At 44.5% G+C, this 15,894-nt stretch carries 14 protein-coding genes; 11 read left to right on the forward strand and 3 right to left on the reverse strand.

All coding sequences use genetic code 11. From position 1 onward, the window contains the following. Nucleotides 1-317: 317 nt before the first annotated feature. Entirely contained in the window at nucleotides 318-1,622 is a 1,305-nt protein-coding gene (locus ACDQ55_RS00615; protein ID WP_420979060.1) for a DUF6600 domain-containing protein, read from the forward strand. 71 nt (nucleotides 1,623-1,693) lie between these two features. On the opposite strand, the gene ACDQ55_RS00620 is transcribed toward ACDQ55_RS00615, so the two are convergent. Further along, nucleotides 1,694-2,206, reverse strand: coding sequence for a GNAT family N-acetyltransferase (locus ACDQ55_RS00620; RefSeq protein WP_420979061.1), 513 nt, complete (start codon nucleotides 2,204-2,206; stop codon nucleotides 1,694-1,696). Between the two features lie 62 nt (nucleotides 2,207-2,268). Further along, nucleotides 2,269-2,751, reverse strand: coding sequence for a hypothetical protein (locus ACDQ55_RS00625; protein WP_420979062.1), 483 nt, complete (start codon nucleotides 2,749-2,751; stop codon nucleotides 2,269-2,271). Between the two features lie 172 nt (nucleotides 2,752-2,923). Here ACDQ55_RS00625 and ACDQ55_RS00630 point away from each other — a divergent pair, with 172 nt between their 5' ends. The 7 genes from ACDQ55_RS00630 to ACDQ55_RS00660 all read left to right on the forward strand — a co-directional run bounded on the left by ACDQ55_RS00630 (nucleotide 2,924) and on the right by ACDQ55_RS00660 (nucleotide 12,124). Then, nucleotides 2,924-4,087: a hypothetical protein gene (locus ACDQ55_RS00630; protein WP_420979063.1), complete on the forward strand. Its 1,164-nt coding sequence runs from the start codon at nucleotides 2,924-2,926 to the stop codon at nucleotides 4,085-4,087. A 344-nt stretch (nucleotides 4,088-4,431) separates the two neighbouring features. Further along, the gene (locus ACDQ55_RS00635; RefSeq protein WP_420979064.1) at nucleotides 4,432-6,450 is read left to right on the forward strand and encodes a M48 family metallopeptidase; all 2,019 of its coding nucleotides are present in this window, start codon (nucleotides 4,432-4,434) and stop codon (nucleotides 6,448-6,450) included. 123 nt (nucleotides 6,451-6,573) lie between these two features. After that, nucleotides 6,574-8,481 carry a DNA polymerase III subunit gamma/tau gene (locus tag ACDQ55_RS00640; RefSeq protein ID WP_420979065.1) on the forward strand — a complete coding sequence of 636 codons (1,908 nt, stop codon included), beginning with the start codon at nucleotides 6,574-6,576 and terminating at the stop codon, nucleotides 8,479-8,481. Between the two features lie 118 nt (nucleotides 8,482-8,599). Then, a complete protein-coding gene (locus tag ACDQ55_RS00645; RefSeq protein ID WP_420979066.1) occupies nucleotides 8,600-10,210 on the forward strand; it encodes a pyruvate dehydrogenase complex dihydrolipoamide acetyltransferase in 1,611 nt (536 codons plus the stop codon). 240 nt (nucleotides 10,211-10,450) lie between these two features. Next, nucleotides 10,451-10,957, forward strand: a complete 507-nt coding sequence (locus ACDQ55_RS00650) for a GbsR/MarR family transcriptional regulator (protein ID WP_420979067.1) — start codon at nucleotides 10,451-10,453, stop codon at nucleotides 10,955-10,957. A 119-nt stretch (nucleotides 10,958-11,076) separates the two neighbouring features. Further along, nucleotides 11,077-11,451, forward strand: coding sequence for a CoA-binding protein (locus ACDQ55_RS00655; RefSeq protein WP_420979068.1), 375 nt, complete (start codon nucleotides 11,077-11,079; stop codon nucleotides 11,449-11,451). A 199-nt stretch (nucleotides 11,452-11,650) separates the two neighbouring features. Continuing rightward, nucleotides 11,651-12,124 (forward strand): ribonuclease H-like YkuK family protein, encoded by a 474-nt coding sequence (locus ACDQ55_RS00660; protein ID WP_420979069.1) that lies wholly within the window; start codon nucleotides 11,651-11,653, stop codon nucleotides 12,122-12,124. Nucleotides 12,125-12,291: 167 nt separating this feature from the next. On the opposite strand, the gene yihA is transcribed toward ACDQ55_RS00660, so the two are convergent. After that, nucleotides 12,292-12,900, reverse strand: a complete 609-nt coding sequence (gene yihA, locus ACDQ55_RS00665) for a ribosome biogenesis GTP-binding protein YihA/YsxC (RefSeq protein WP_420979070.1) — start codon at nucleotides 12,898-12,900, stop codon at nucleotides 12,292-12,294. An 86-nt stretch (nucleotides 12,901-12,986) separates the two neighbouring features. Here yihA and ubiE point away from each other — a divergent pair, with 86 nt between their 5' ends. Genes ubiE through ACDQ55_RS00680 form a run of 3 tightly spaced genes read left to right on the forward strand, consistent with a single transcriptional unit; the run spans nucleotide 12,987 to nucleotide 15,796 of the window. Next, the gene (gene ubiE, locus ACDQ55_RS00670; protein WP_420979071.1) at nucleotides 12,987-13,733 is read left to right on the forward strand and encodes a bifunctional demethylmenaquinone methyltransferase/2-methoxy-6-polyprenyl-1,4-benzoquinol methylase UbiE; all 747 of its coding nucleotides are present in this window, start codon (nucleotides 12,987-12,989) and stop codon (nucleotides 13,731-13,733) included. Next, complete coding sequence (locus ACDQ55_RS00675; protein WP_420979072.1) at nucleotides 13,706-14,413, forward strand: outer membrane beta-barrel protein; 708 nt, start codon at nucleotides 13,706-13,708, stop codon at nucleotides 14,411-14,413. Before ubiE ends, ACDQ55_RS00675 begins: the two co-directional genes overlap by 28 nt. Before the next feature lie 39 nt (nucleotides 14,414-14,452). Continuing rightward, nucleotides 14,453-15,796, forward strand: a complete 1,344-nt coding sequence (locus ACDQ55_RS00680; RefSeq protein WP_420979073.1) for a dihydroorotase — start codon at nucleotides 14,453-14,455, stop codon at nucleotides 15,794-15,796. Nucleotides 15,797-15,894: the final 98 nt, after the last annotated feature.

Raw genomic sequence — 15,894 nt, forward strand, 5'->3', positions numbered from 1 at the left:
TTATAATGATGCTCTGTCCATTAAAAGGCTGTAATACAGCATTTTAATGGATTTTTTAGTTTTGGAACCATTTTTGTCTTACTCCTGCTATAACGCTGTAGCTACAGTATTTGCGTTATAAAAAATTTAGCATCATCCTTAATAGTTATGCCATGATTCCGCCAGCACATCATTAAATTTAAAAAACTGCACGTTGATGTAACAGACATTTACCCGACAATCTCAACGCTTTTAAGGGTTTGGTTTTACTTAAAAATGGGAGTATGAACAATACAATAAAATACACAGGAATATCACTAGTAATTATATCATTTTTTATGATTAGTTGCGCTTCTTATTCCCCAGCCTACGGCGATAGTCAACAATACAACGCCGGTTATGCTTCCGGGCCGCAAGTACAAGTAAGCGCTTCTATTTCTTTTTATGATCAGCTGAGCCCTTATGGCCGGTGGGTTAGCTACCCTGGCTACAGCCAGGTGTGGATTCCCAATGCCGGCACCGGTTTCAGACCTTATTACACCGATGGACACTGGGTGTATACCGACTATGGCTGGACCTGGGTGTCTGACTATCCCTGGGGATGGGCAGCCTTCCACTACGGCCGTTGGCTATACGACGATTTTCAAGGATGGATGTGGATACCAGGCAACGAGTGGGGCCCCGCCTGGGTAAGTTGGAGAACAGGTGGAGATTATTATGGCTGGGCGCCTATGGGACCTCAGTATACCTATAATGCACCAGCCGCTTATTGGTCTTTTGTACCCAGACAATACATTGGTAACCCACACATCAACAATTATTATGTTAATAACAGCAGGAATGTTACTATCATCAACAATACCACTGTTATTAATAATACCACCAATTATTTGGGTAACCGGGTATATGCAGGTCCTTCAGCAAAAGAAGTACAACGCTATACCGGGCAACAAATCCGGCCAGCCAGAATCGAAAATACCAATAAGCCAGGACCGGGCAGGATAGATAATAACCGCCTGCAATTATTCCGTCCGGCAGCCCCCGCCCTTCAACGTGGCAGGGAGGCAGACCGCAACAAACCAGTGCAGCCGGTAAACCCAGCCAATAACAATCACCCTGGCAATCAGCCCGGCCGCGTAGTACCAGGTAATGATAATAATCCTGGCAGAGGAGTACCAGGTAACGATAACAAAGGACACCAACCAGGTAGGGTTACTCCCGGACAAGATGGTAATCTACCCGGGAATAGACCTACACGGGAAACACCCCTGCAACAACAGCAAATACAAAGAGAACAACAACAAAGGAATCAACAACAACAACAGCAAATACAAAGAGAACAACAACAAAGGAATCAGCAACAACAACAGCAGATACAAAGAGAACAACAGCAAAGGAATCAACAGCAACAACAGCAAATACAAAGAGAACAACAACAAAGGAATCAACAGCAACAACAACAGCAAATACAAAGAGAACAACAACAAAGGAATCAACAGCAACAACAACAGCAAATACAAAGGGAACAACAGCAAAGGAATCAACAACAACAGCAAATACAAAGAGAACAACAGCAAAGGAATCAACAGCAGCAACAAAAACAGGAACAAGCGCCGCAACAGCGCCCTGTCCGTGAAAGATGACAGCCTGTAAAATAGAAAAATACGAATGAAATCAGTAGCATAGTTATTTACTGGATTTCATTCGTATTTTTTTATTGATGATAAACGTGTTTATACAACTGTTCGCGTACTTGTGTAAATTCGGCAATATGCGAAGAAAGTCCTTTATACATCAAACGCAGCTCCAATGGAGGATAATCTGGAGAATAGGAAGGTTGAAAATAGCTTTCCTTAAAAGTATGATATCCTAACCTTTCATAAAAGATTATTCTACGTATAGCTTGTTCCGTTACAGGAGGCTCTACTTCCAGCACAATACTTTCCAAAGCTGCTTCCAATAATTGCATTACCTGAGTGCCCATACCACCGCCCCTCGCCTGCGGATGAACCGCAAAATGTTCAATAAAACTAAATAATGGTAATTGCCAATAGCACACAAATCCAACAAAGGTATTATCCAGAACAATGTGGCACAATTGCAGTCTTCCTTCAGCAATGAGTTGCTGCTCCTTTTCCCAGGGTCTTCTTTCCTGCTCAGGAAAAGCTTCTTCATATAAATCTTTCATTAGCGGGGTAGCCACTGGCTGGGGTATCAAATAAATCATATTAATATCCGATAAATCACTTCAAAATTAATTACACGCTGTTGTATCATCAACATTTTTTCTCACTTGCTGCACTGATAAGGATCTGGATCACCAGGCACCACCTGTTTATCTACCGACCAGCAGAAGTTCATCGGCTGGCTGGTAATGCTCAATAATTGTATCTCTACTTTACTGCCTTTACGGCTATTAGAAGCGGTAATACTGCGAATATCCTTTTCTGGGATATTATTAATCGTGTATTGTTCCGTTTTAAAGATCTCGTTGTTATTGCGCATGTATACTACTTTTACCACTACATTGTCCAGGGGATATTCTGTTTGGTTCCTAACAGTGATGGTGAGGTCTTTGATCCCTCCAAGTAACCCGGTGTGGTAATCGCTGGCAGTAACGGCAATAAATTGTTGCCAGTTGCGGCGATAATAGGCGCGGCGTTCAATGAACTGGCCTGCCACCCGTTGCTGTACTTCACGATGACCTGCAATTTGCCGGCTTACAGCGTCTGATTGTGCCAATCCCTTGTGCAGGTCCCGGTTCTCATTCAAAAGGCGTTGATTTTCAGCCAACACTTTGCGAATGTACCGTTGCTGCTGGCAATACCCCAAACTAAATAGGATAACTAGTAGCAACAAGATAACCGGGTAAAGATAATTTCTTTTCATGCCAGGGGCAGAGAAAAAATAATGCCAATACCTTATTTTTGCGCAAATGGTCAATATGCAACTGATTATTGTAAAGGACGAAAAAACAGCTAGGCAGTTTATCGACACCCACATCGTACTAAATAAGGACGTTCCGGGATGGATACGACCGCTGGACAAAGACATTAACGCCGTATTTGATCCTGAACACAATAAAGCATTCCGTCATGGAGAATGCGTAAGATGGCTTTTAAAAGATGACAATGGCCAGTTGATCGGGAAGATTGCTGCATTTGTTAACAAAAAGTACAAATCAAAAGAAGATGAATTTCCGGTAGGTGGTGTAGGTTTTTTTGATTGTATTGATAACCAGGAAGCCGCCAACCTGCTTTTCAACACCGCCCAACAGTGGTTGCAGGAAAGAGGAATGGAAGCGATGGACGGCCCCATTAACTTCGGTGAGCGCAATAACTGGTGGGGCTTGCTCACCCAGGGCTTTTACGAACCTATGTACTGCATGAACTTCAACCCGCCTTATTATATCCGGCTTTTTGAACAGTACGGTTTCCGGCTTTTCTTTAACCAGATATGTTATGGCATGAAAGTAAAAGACCAGATCCAACCCAAATTCTATAGCCGCCACGATGCCATTGCTGCTAACCCTGCATTCCGGGCAGAGCATATCCAGAAAAATAAGTTGGATAAATATGCGGAAGCATTCAGCATTGTATATAATAAAGCCTGGGCAAAGCATGCCGGGGGCAAGGAAATGGGGAAAGCGCAGGCCATGGCCCTGTTTAAACAAATGAAGCCCCTGATAGATGAAAAAATTGCTTGGTTTGTATTTTATCATGAAGAACCAATAGCCATCTGGTTAAACCTACCGGATATGAACCAGTACGTAAAGCATATGAATGGACAGTTGGGGCTATGGCAAAAACTGAAATTCCTGTGGATGAAACAAACCGGCTATTGCACTAAAATGGTTGGGATCATATTTGGCGTTGTACCTGAGTTCCAGGGCAAAGGGGTAGATGCTTTTCTTATTGTAGAAGGCGCCAAAGTGATCCAAAATAAGTTGAAATATTCGGACTATGAAATGCAGTGGATCGGCGATTTTAATCCAAAGATGCAAAACGTAGCAGAAAGCCTGGGATCAAAGCCTTCCAGGGTACTTACCACCTACCGCTATTTGTTTGATCAAAGCCGGCCATTCAAAAGGCACCCGCTAATCGGATAATCATTAAAGGTGCCTGGTGATGATCACCAGGCACCTTTAATGCATTGGTTATAAACATATTACCAATTATATATAAATCTTTAAAAAATACAACTTGCCTATCCCTTTAAAGTCGTAGCAGTGGCCCTTATTCCCTTATCATATCATTATCCGACCCTGTGAGTAGCATAATTAGTTAATGAATATTATATAGATTTAAATCCCTTTTGCTGTTACGATCGTATTTAACCTGATGTTTTGTTATGACCAACTTATATCCTGAGTGCCCTAAAAATGCGGACCAGGCACTTATCGAACCCACGTTATTATTTAGGCAACAAATAATCAAGGCAATCAGTTGCGTTGTGTTGTTCTTTATCCTTTACGTGGTATTATTATTTACAGCCATTGCCCTGGCTGTTGCCTGTGTATCAGGAGGGATAATACTTTTCCGCACTTATCCCACCTGGATTACTGGCGTCATAGGACTCAGCCTTGTATTGCTGGGTGGCATGGTATTGTTTTTTCTGTTCAAGTTCCTGTTTAATACCCGTCAAACTGCCAATCCTTACCGGATGCAGGTCTTTGCTGATCATCACCCCCGCTTATTCGATTTTATTACTCAACTGGTGAAGGATACCCGTATCCGGTTTCCCCAAAAAATATTTGTGGTGCCAGATATGAATGCAGCTATATTTTATAATTCCAGCTTTTTAAACCTGTTCTGGCCTCCCCGGAAAAATCTGGAGATCGGGTTAGGATTAATTAACAGTGTTAATATCAGCGAATTTAAAACGTTGCTGGCCTATGAATTCTCTCATTTTTCGCAGAGAAGTATGAAGTTGGGCAGTTATATATATGCTTTAAATAAACGGCTGTATAACATGTTATATGAAAACGACCGCTGGCAGGAGTTGGAAATACGCTGGAGCAGCGGTAGCAGCCTGTTAAGTTTTTTTGCACATATCACTACACAGATATTAACAGCGATGCAGTTTTTGCTAAGGAAAATTTATTCCCTCATTAACCGCAGATACTTACAGTTGAGCAAGGAAATGGAATTTCACGCAGATACGGTAGCCGTAAGCCTGAGCAGTACAGATACCGCTATCAGCAGCTTACGCCGTGTAGAAATGGGTGGTTATTGCTTGGATCACTGCATCCATAAATTACCAGACCTTGCTGAACGGACTTTACGGTTCCAGAATATTTTTTCCATACAACATGCCTTGATCCGCTATTTTGCTGCACAAAATCATCTGACGCTGGATGATGCAGCCCTTCCGGTTATTACCAACAACTACTTCCAAACCTTTCTGAAAAGCCGGGTACAATTGCGCGAACAATGGACATCTCATCTTAGCCGCGAAGCCAGGGAAGAGCATTATATACAAGCCAATGTATTCTGTACGCCTGTTACTACCAGCGCCTGGGTATTATTTAATGAGCCGGAAAACCTGCAACAACACATGACTACACTTGTGTACAGTCTCACCGTCCGGCCTTCTACAGCAGATTTCCAGGAGATGACACCTGAAGCGTATATAACAGAGCTTTCCCAACGTCATCGCCTATATGAATATCCGAAGGTATTTAATGATTATTACGACAACCGGCCGTTTAATGAAATAAAAGACGACGCCGTCCTGCCACTATCTGCCGAAGAAATGCTCCACGGCAACCTCCAAAGCATTTATCATCCTGATGTGATTACAAAGATGCGGACCTTTTACCGCGACCGCCAGGATGCAGAAACACTACAAGCTATCAGCTGTGGGCAATTCCAGACCCGTTTCTTTGAATTCGACGGACAAAAATACAGTGCGCCCAGGGCCAGGCAGCTGGCACGTATGCTCTATACGAAAGTAGGGGAAGAACAGGAATGGCTATTGGCCCACGACCGCTTTGCTTTCCGCTATCATTATACAATAGCGCTGCAGCAAAGTCCCGCTGCAGGTGCGTTACTGCTCGAAAAATACAAACAGGTACTGCAATACCAGCAAACCGGCCAGCAACTGAACGACCAGGTGATACGGATCATACATTGCATCAGTCAACTATTTAATTCCGGAGAGCAGGACATGGATTTGCTACCCGGTCTTTTCGACGAACTGTCGGCTGAATGCTGGAGTTTCCGCATACTAACAGAACGTATCCTCAATGCCCCACTATACAATTCTTTTCCGGACGGCCTGGAAGAGAAACTACGCAAATTCCAGCAGCAAGATTGTTCTTTTATGGACGATATGATCCCGGATTATGTAGCCATACAGGAATTACATGAAATCAGTTCGGCACTGATGGAGCATTACAATAATGGTGTTATATTATTAAAAAAAGAATATTTAGAATTTATTTTAGCGCAGGAACCGGCGTCTTCCTGACCAGGGTGATCCGCTCATTTCCCAGATAAGCCGTTGCCTCACCCGAACCCCCATTCCTGCTATGTATTTTTCTCTTACTGAATTTGTGCGTATTTTCGGCGCTCGCGAAAGCGTTGCAGTCATATGGAGAATTTTATCGTTTCAGCCCGTAAATACCGTCCACAGAATTTTTCAACTGTTGTAGGACAAGCACATATTACCACTACTCTCAAAAATGCGATCCGCAATAGCCAACTGGCGCATGCCTTTTTATTTTGCGGTCCACGTGGAGTAGGCAAAACCACTTGTGCACGTATCCTGGCTAAAACCATTAACTGCGAAAATCTGCAGCCGGATGGAGAAGCCTGTAATGAATGCCATTCCTGTAAATCCTTCAATGAAGGCAGTTCGTTCAACATTCACGAGTTGGATGCAGCTTCCAATAACTCAGTAGATGATATACGTACCCTGGTAGAACAAGTGCGTTTTGCCCCACAGGCAGGAAAATATAAGATCTATATCATAGATGAGGTGCACATGCTCAGCTCCTCCGCCTTTAACGCTTTTCTAAAAACACTGGAAGAACCACCTTCCTACGCCATTTTTATTCTGGCCACTACCGAAAAGCATAAGATATTACCTACTATTCTGAGCCGTTGCCAGATCTTCGACTTTAAGCGTATCACCATACAGGATACTGTAGAGCATTTACAGGAGATATGCACCAAAGAGCATATCCAGGCGGAAACAGATGCCTTGCACCTGATAGCGCAAAAAACAGATGGTTGCATGCGTGACTCGCTGAGCACACTAGACAAGATCGTAAGCTTTACCAGCGGGCATCTTACCTACCAGAACACACTGGAACACCTGAATATACTGGATTACGATTATTTTTTCCGGGTAATGGCCACCGTACTGGAACAAGACGTAGCCGGCGCCCTGCTGCTCTTTGATGAGATCCTGCAAAAGGGCTTTGAAGGAGACAATTTCCTGAACGGGTGGGCAGAATTTTTACGTAACCTCCTTTTATGTAAAGAAGATAAAGCCCTGCACCTGGTAGAAGTATCCGGCAACCTGAAAGAACGTTATAAACAGTTATCCGGGCAAATAAGTCCGGCCTGGCTGATCACCGCCCTGCATTTGCTCAACGAAACAGAGATCAATTACCGGATGGCCCGCAATAAGCGGTTGCATGTGGAAATGGCATTGATCAAATTATGTTACCTGCAGCAAGCGGTTACCCTCGTGAGTGATGATAGTAGCGGGGAAATATCAAAAAAAAAATTAGTACCTGATGGCGCGGCCCCACAAAAGCTCCGGGCAGCACAACCGATAACAGCCCAAACAATTGCGTCGGCTCCTACCAGCAGCAATAGCATTGCAGCGGCTCCCCCGGTAACATCGCCTGTTAGCACCCCGGCAATCCCAACTGCTCCGGTGCAAACAGACCACCATACGGTTACTACAATGCCCGTACAAACAACTGCTGCAACAACACCGGCTATCACAGCGCCCATTGCTATGGCTACCGCACCTACAGCACCTGCCGCCATCCATACCGCTACAGCTCCAGTAAGCAAACCAGCAGCTACCGGCAAACTTACCGGCCTTGCCGCCATGAAAGAAGCCATGGCCTCCAAGCAACAGGGAAGTACCCCGTTACAAGCCACTCCACTTACCATGGGAGCTATTCATGTATACTGGGAAGAGTTTATACACCAATACCGCCAGGCCAATAAAATGACGGTGGTTAGCAACCTGCAATTGGCACAACTAAAATTGCTCGGGGCTACCGAAGTAGGTATTGTAAGCCGGAATATCGTTCAGTTCCGGTTTATGGAAGAAGAAAAACTCGTGATTGCTGAATTCCTGAAACAGAAATTTAACAATCCGGCTATTGTACTTACCCTGCAACTGGACGAAAGTCAACAGGCACAAGATATAGGCCCTGCACCTCTTTCCAGCAGGGAACAGTTTCAACAGATGTCGGAAAAATATCCCCTGGTTAAAGAGCTGAAAGACAGACTGAATATGGAACTGGATTTCTAGCAGAAAGCGGGTGACTGAATATTAACGATAGATATACATTTTTAAACAGTTTACAATTCCTTCTTTGCGTTTTTGCGCAAAAACATGTAGGTTTGAACAAAATTTTGAATAAAACACTATGGCAGAAGTTATCAGAATGCCCCTTTTGAGTGATACGATGACGGAAGGGGTGATTGCGGAATGGCATAAAAAGGTGGGCGATACAGTAAAGGCAGACGATGTTATAGCTGAAGTAGAAACGGATAAAGCAACCATGGAAGTGATGGGTTACGCAGAAGGTACCCTCCTTTATGTTGGTGTGGAAAAAGGGAAAGCAGCTAAGGTAAACGAGATCATAGCCATTGTAGGCAAGCCAGGGGAAGACTTTTCTTCTCTGCTGGAAGGTAAAAAAGAAGCACCTGCCGCTCCTGCACAGGCGGCCGCTGCGCCAGCTCCTCAGGCAGCTCCTGCTGATGATGCTGCATTAAAAGAAGCGCTGAAAAATGCTACTGTTGTCCGTATGCCGCTGTTGAGCGATACCATGACAGAAGGTAAAATAGTTGCCTGGAATAAAAAAGTAGGCGACACCGTAAAAAGCGATGACGTACTGGCCGAAGTAGAAACCGATAAAGCTACCATGGAAGTAATCGGTTATGCAGACGGTACTTTATTATATATAGGCGTAAAAGAAGGCGATGCTGCTAAAGTAAATGGCATTATTGCCATTGTAGGTAAAGCAGGCACCAATGTAGACGCTATTCTGGCAGCAGAAAACGGCGCTCCCGCCGCGGCTCCTGCACCCACCGAAGCGGCTGCTCCTGCTGCTACCACTACTGCCTACGCACCTGCTGCTGCGGTAGCACATACAGATGGCCGCGTAAAAGCTTCTCCACTGGCTAAGAAAGTAGCACAGGAAAAAGGCATCGACATCAGCCAGATCAGCGGTACCGGCGACGGCGGCCGTATCATCAAGGTAGATGTGGATAACTTCGTACCCGCTCCACAAGCAGCTCCTGCAGCCACCAAAGCAGCGGCTCCTGCAGCTCCTGCCTTTATGCCTGCCGGCCAGGAAGGTTATACCGATGTTCCGCTGACTAAAATGCGTCAAACTATTGCCAGACGCCTCAGCGAAAGCATGTTTACTGCGCCTCACTTCTACCTGAAAGTAGATGTAAACATGGATAAAGCCATCGAAGCACGTAAAGCTATTAACGAAATATCTCCTGTTAAAATTTCCTTCAATGATATGGTGATCAAGGCTTCGGCCATGGCACTGCGTCAACATCCGGATGTAAACAGCAGCTGGATGGGCGACTTTATCCGTCAGAACCACCATATCCATATCGGTTCTGCCGTAGCTATTGAAGATGGCCTGATAGTACCGGTGATCCGCTTCGCTGACCAAAAATCATTGAGCCAGATTGCAAGCGACGCCAAAGGCCTGTACGATAAAGCCAAAAACAAAAAACTGCAACCACAGGAATTCAGCGGCAATACTTTCAGCATCTCCAACCTCGGTATGCTGGGTATCGACGAATTCACTGCTATCATTAACCCGCCAGATTCAGCTATCCTGGCAGTAGGTGGTATCACTGAAACCGCCATTGTGGAAAAAGGCCAGGTGAAAATAGCCAATATCATGAAGCTAACCCTGAGCTGCGACCACAGAAGCGTGGATGGAGCTGTAGGCGCCCGTTTTATGGCTACCCTGAAAGGCTACCTGGAAAACCCGGTAACCATGCTGGCATAAGCTTATATTATTATATTATTTACTATATAAAAAAGGCGGAGTACATACTCCGCCTTTTTTATTTTTCAGGTAAACAGGAAAAGAGCATGTACCGCCCTTGTTACCTATTATTTACTATTCCGTATTAATGAATACCCGTCATTACCAGGTAAAAATGTTTCATTATGTTTTGAAAGTTCAAAAACTTGGTTTATTTTTGACAAGATTAATTAAAACACGCTACAAAAAATACAACCTACAATGAACTTAGTGGAAGCAAAGGCGCAGTTTATACAAACATGGGGATCTTTAGGCGCCCAGTGGGGGATTAACCGCACCATGGCCCAAATCCACGCGTTGTTGTTGATTATGCCCGATCCGTTGAGTGCCGATGATATCATGGAGGAATTGAATATTTCCCGCGGAAATACCAATATGAACGTACGGGAACTGATTAACTGGGGGCTGGTAGAGCGTATCCTGATTCCCGGAGAAAGAAAGGAGTTTTTTGTAGCAGAGAAAGATATCTGGAAAGTAGCGACCTATATTGCCAGAGAGAGAAAGAAACGTGAGTTAGACCCTATTATGAAAGTACTGCAACAACTGCAGCAAGCAGAAGGCGATCCTAAAGACAAAGAGATGAAAGCTTTCAAAGACTCTATCTCCAACATTACCAAATTTGCCCAGCAAACAGATAAAACCATTAGCGCTTTCATTAAATCTGAAGAAAGTTGGTTTTACAGCAGCTTGCTGAAACTCATTAAATAAAATTTTTTGTTCAAAAATTTCATTTTTTTCTGAAATTTTTGAAACATTCGCTCTACCGACATACTAGCGCACCTGCCCCGGACGCTTATCACTTACAGCGAAATACGTAAATTAGTAATATGGAAAGAACAGATAAAAAGCTTACCGTAGTACTAGGAGCTTCGCCTAACCCGGATAGATACAGTAATATTGCCGTTAACAGCCTGAAAGCCCACCAACACCCAGTAGTAGCCATCGGAAAACGTGCCGCCAACATTGGAGATACTCCCATCCTTACCACACTCCTGCCGTTGGAAAAGGTAGATACCATCACCCTGTATTTGAACCCGGCTGCACAAAAGGAATATTACGATTATATCCTGCAATTGCAGCCCCGCCGCATTATTTTTAATCCCGGAACAGAAAATGAAGAACTGGAGGCCATTGCCCGGCAACATCAGATCCAGCCAATAGAAGCCTGCACCCTGGTACTACTGAGTACCGGACAATTCTAGCTACCGCTTTTCCCCTAAATTTAATCGGCTGCTGTTGGTAAAATGCTAACGGCTTTTCGTATATTCGTATATATCGAAATGGCTGTTATCCCCAATGAATACATCCCATATTGTTGACCATTCACCGCATGGCATTACTTCATCAGGCTGGCATTATAGCAATACCCAATAAGCATGTTCACCCTTTAACTATACATTTATGCAATGGAGAAGATTTAATGGAGAGGTTATCCACCTTCCGATCAAGGAAGAAGTACGGGAAGCCATTGTCCGGGAAGCCGCCAAAGGTTTCCGCCTCAAAGTTTGCATTGGTACCGATTCCCAGGTAAAAGGAATGGATACAGAATTCGCCACCGTTATTGTATTCCTGCGGGAAGGCCACGGCGGGTTTATGTTTATCCACAACGAAAAAACCAAAGACCGTTACTCTATCAAAGAGCGCATGCTCATAGAAGTGGCCAAAAGTATTGAGATCGCCTATGAATTATGCGACCTGTTTACAGCTTATGATGTAGATATGGAAGTACATGCAGACATCAATACTAATCCCCAGTTTAAAAGTAACCTGGCTTTACGGGAAGCAATGGGCTATATCCTGGGAATGGGATTTGCCTTTAAAGCTAAACCCGAAGCCTTTGCCAGCAGTAGCTGCGCCAATAAAGTAGTGAATTAAGGCGCCTGTTTTGTACCTCTCTCAGATATGTTCGACGTGACACACCACGTCGGGTGGCTTTTTCTCCCCCTATCCACCCAATTTTTACCGTTTATACCCACCACATTTGCTCATCTACTATAGATGTGATCCTTTTGCCTTAAAAGAACCACATCTACAGCCTCCAATCAGGCAATAGCCCTGAATTGCATGTTCAACTCTTCTATATAGCCCAGGATAGCATCCCTGCCGGTTTTCTTAACGGTAGAAGTAACGAAATTGGGAGGCAGGAACTGCCAGGTTTCCCTCATTTTGTTGAGGAAAGTTTTTACATTTTTACTTACCTCTGCCTGGGTGCTTTTATCTGCCTTGGTAAATACCAAACTGAAGGGTATATTCCATTCTCCTAACTGATTAATAAAATCAATATCTATCTTCTGTGGCTGATGGCGGCTATCAATCAATACAAATACGGTCATCAGATTAGGGCGCTTGCGCAGATAGTCTTCGATCATCCTTTCCCATTGCTTGCGCTGGGACAAACTTCTTTTAGCAAATCCATAACCAGGCAAATCTACCAGGTACCAGGAATCGTTGATCGTAAAATGATTGATTAGCTGCGTTTTACCGGGAGTACCCGATGTTTTGGCTAATTTCTCATTGTTGGCCAATATATTGATCAAAGAAGACTTACCCACATTGGAACGCCCTATGAAAGCGTATTCCGGCCAGATGGGATTGGGGCATTTTTCCCAACTGGGACTGCTGATAAGATATTCTGCTGATTTAATCACCATAATGATATTGCTTTGTTCCATTAAAAATCGCGGATCTCTGTAATTGCATACTGTCACATGACTACATTTCTTTAACTTTGCGCACTATGTCAGAAAATGCAAATGTTCAGAAGATTGTTCCCTTTGAAGGATCAAAATTAAGCAAGAAGGAGCAGATAGCGACCATGTTTGATGATATTGCTTTCCGCTACGACTTTCTCAACCATTTTATGTCGCTCGGTATCGATATTATCTGGCGTAAAAAAGCCCTGGGGTATTTGAAGTCGCTGCAGCCCAAACTTATGCTGGACGTGGCTACCGGTACCGGCGACTTTGCCATTATGGCCGAAAAGCGCCTGCATCCCGACCGCATTGTAGGGATAGATATCTCCGAAGGCATGCTGACCCATGGAAGGGAAAAAATCAATAAACTGGGACTGAGCAATAAAATAACCCTGCAGAGCGGTGATAGTGAAACAATAAGTTTTCCGGACCAAACGTTTGATGCCATAACAGTGGCTTTCGGGGTACGTAATTTTGAAAACCTGGAAAAAGGACTATCTGAAATGTACCGGGTACTAAAGCCAGGCGGCAAATTAGTGATCCTTGAATTTTCGAATCCTACAGTTTTTCCTATTAAACAATTATATAATTCGTACTTTCGTTACATCACACCCCTGATTGGGAAATGGATAGCCAAAAGCCAGGCGGCCTACAGTTATCTGCCGGAATCTGTGAAAGCGTTCCCACAGGGAGAAGCAATGCGAACAATTTTAACTAACACAGGTTTCCAGGCCGTTACATGCAAAACGCTATCATTCGGCATATGTTCCATCTATTGCGCTACACGCTAATATTCTTATTGCTGGTACTGGTGCTTCCAGCCAAGGGGCAGCAAACCAATCTGAATATGTTGGAACACGATGCAAAACCCTATTATTTCGGCATTACATTAGCCGCCAACCAATCTAATTTTAAATTAGGACATTCCAATGCCTTCCTGGCTACTGATTCCATTATGGTGGCTGAGCCGCTGAGAACAATGGGATTTAACCTGGGATTGCTGGCTAACGCCCGCCTCAGCGAGCACTTCGACCTGCGCATAAACCCGCAGCTGGTATTTGCTTCTAAAAACCTGTACTACCGGGAAACCTATCCTAAACCACAACAGGATACCGTACAAAGAATTGAATCCATTTTACTCAGCTTTCCGCTGCAGATCAAATTTAAATCAGACCGCATCGGCAATATGCGCGTATACACCATTGCCGGGCTTAAATACGATTACGACCTCGCCTCCAATGCCCGTACCCGCCGGGCAGACAACCTGGTAAAAGTGAAAAAGGGGGATTACGGGTATGAAGCCGGCGCCGGCTTTGAATTTTATTTTGAAAGCTTCATCTTCGCGCCCGAGTTCAAGATCAGTAATGGTTTTGGCAATGTGCACGTAAAAGATCCCAGCCTGCGTTATTCTAACGTTATCGACAAGCTGCAATCGCGCATGATCGTGTTTTCCATTCACCTGGAAGGATAATGGCCACCTCCTTGCGTGAAATTTGATTAATTTTGCGCCATGCAAAACTATCTCATCAGGAATATAGCCGTGGTAAATGAAGGGCGCACCACGGTACAGGATGTATGGATCAAAAATAGCCGTATTGAGAAAATAGCGCCTAGTATTACTGTTAGCGGTCAATATACAGAAATCAACGGAGAAGGCAAGCACCTGCTACCTGGCGTTATCGACGACCAGGTTCATTTCAGGGAACCAGGGTTAACCCAGAAAGGTACTATCTATACGGAAGCACGCGCTGCCGTAGCCGGCGGCACCACCAGCTTCATGGAAATGCCCAATACCAAACCAGCCGCACTTACCCAGGAACTGCTGGAAGATAAATACACCATCGCGCAACACCACTCGCTGGCTAACTACTCCTTTTTTATGGGAGCAGCCAATGATAACGTGGAAGAAATATTAAAAACCAACGCCAAAAAAAACAGCGTTTGCGGCGTAAAAATATTCATGGGGTCCTCTACCGGTAACATGCTGGTAGATAATTACCTGACCCTCGAAACAGTGTTTTCCAACAGTGAGTTACTGATAGCCACCCACTGTGAAGATGAAAAGATCATCCGTGCCAATATGGCCGAATTCCAGCGGGAAAAAGGCGATCATCTCACGGCAGCAGATCACCCGCTGATACGCAGCGTAGAAGCCTGCTTTGAATCATCGCTCGTAGCTATACAGTTTGCCCAGAAACACAATGCTCGCTTGCATATCCTTCATATCTCCACCGCCAGGGAACTTCAGCTGTTCGGCAATATGTTACCGCTGGAAGAGAAAAGGATCACCGCAGAAGTATGTGTACACCATCTTCACTTTACTGCAGATGACTATGCCCAGTACGGCAACCTGATCAAATGCAATCCCGCCATCAAGGCGCCGGAAAACAAAGCAGCACTATGGCAGGGCCTCCTGGACGGCCGCCTGGACATTATTGCCACCGACCACGCCCCACATACCTGGGAAGAAAAACAACTGCCTTACCTGCAAGCCCCTTCCGGCGTTCCGTTGGTACAACACAGCCTGTTGCTGATGTTGGAACATGTACGCCAGGGAGATATCTCACTGGAAAAAGTAGTGGAAAAAATGAGTCATGCCCCCGCTATCTGCTTCCAGATAAAAGAAAGAGGGTTTTTAAGGGAAGGCTATTACGCCGACTGCGTAATTGTAGACCTGGCAGGCCACTCTCCAGTAGAAAAACAAAATATTTACTATCAATGCGGCTGGAGCCCGTTCGAAGGCCATACCTTCCCGGCAGCTGTTACCCATACCTTTGTAAGCGGGCACCTGGCATATGCCAACGGCGTTTTCAATGAAAATATACAGGGGCAGCGCCTGGCCTTTAACAGGTAATTAACCGCTCTTAGCGATAAAATATGCAGATTTTTTTATTCAGGGCCAGCCAGCTTTACTGAATAAAAAATCTGCATATCTCTATTGAATGAGTGTGG

This window comes from Chitinophaga sp. 30R24 (genome assembly GCF_049056765.1).
Taxonomy (GTDB): domain Bacteria; phylum Bacteroidota; class Bacteroidia; order Chitinophagales; family Chitinophagaceae; genus Chitinophaga.

Bases quoted from the DNA above. Each gene is read 5' to 3' on its own strand.
- ACDQ55_RS00630 (WP_420979063.1), top strand. From the start codon at position 2,924: ATGCAACTGATTATTGTAAAGGACGAAAAAACAGCTAGGCAGTTTATC.
- ACDQ55_RS00675 (WP_420979072.1), top strand. From the start codon at position 13,706: ATGTTCCATCTATTGCGCTACACGCTAATATTCTTATTGCTGGTACTG.
- ACDQ55_RS00680 (WP_420979073.1), top strand. From the start codon at position 14,453: ATGCAAAACTATCTCATCAGGAATATAGCCGTGGTAAATGAAGGGCGC.
- ACDQ55_RS00660 (WP_420979069.1), top strand. From the start codon at position 11,651: ATGCAATGGAGAAGATTTAATGGAGAGGTTATCCACCTTCCGATCAAG.
- ACDQ55_RS00615 (WP_420979060.1), top strand. From the start codon at position 318: ATGATTAGTTGCGCTTCTTATTCCCCAGCCTACGGCGATAGTCAACAA.
- ACDQ55_RS00620 (WP_420979061.1), bottom strand. From the start codon at position 2,206: ATGATTTATTTGATACCCCAGCCAGTGGCTACCCCGCTAATGAAAGAT.
- ACDQ55_RS00655 (WP_420979068.1), top strand. From the start codon at position 11,077: ATGGAAAGAACAGATAAAAAGCTTACCGTAGTACTAGGAGCTTCGCCT.
- ubiE (WP_420979071.1), top strand. From the start codon at position 12,987: ATGTCAGAAAATGCAAATGTTCAGAAGATTGTTCCCTTTGAAGGATCA.
- ACDQ55_RS00645 (WP_420979066.1), top strand. From the start codon at position 8,600: ATGGCAGAAGTTATCAGAATGCCCCTTTTGAGTGATACGATGACGGAA.
- yihA (WP_420979070.1), bottom strand. From the start codon at position 12,900: ATGGTGATTAAATCAGCAGAATATCTTATCAGCAGTCCCAGTTGGGAA.
- ACDQ55_RS00650 (WP_420979067.1), top strand. From the start codon at position 10,451: ATGAACTTAGTGGAAGCAAAGGCGCAGTTTATACAAACATGGGGATCT.
- ACDQ55_RS00640 (WP_420979065.1), top strand. From the start codon at position 6,574: ATGGAGAATTTTATCGTTTCAGCCCGTAAATACCGTCCACAGAATTTT.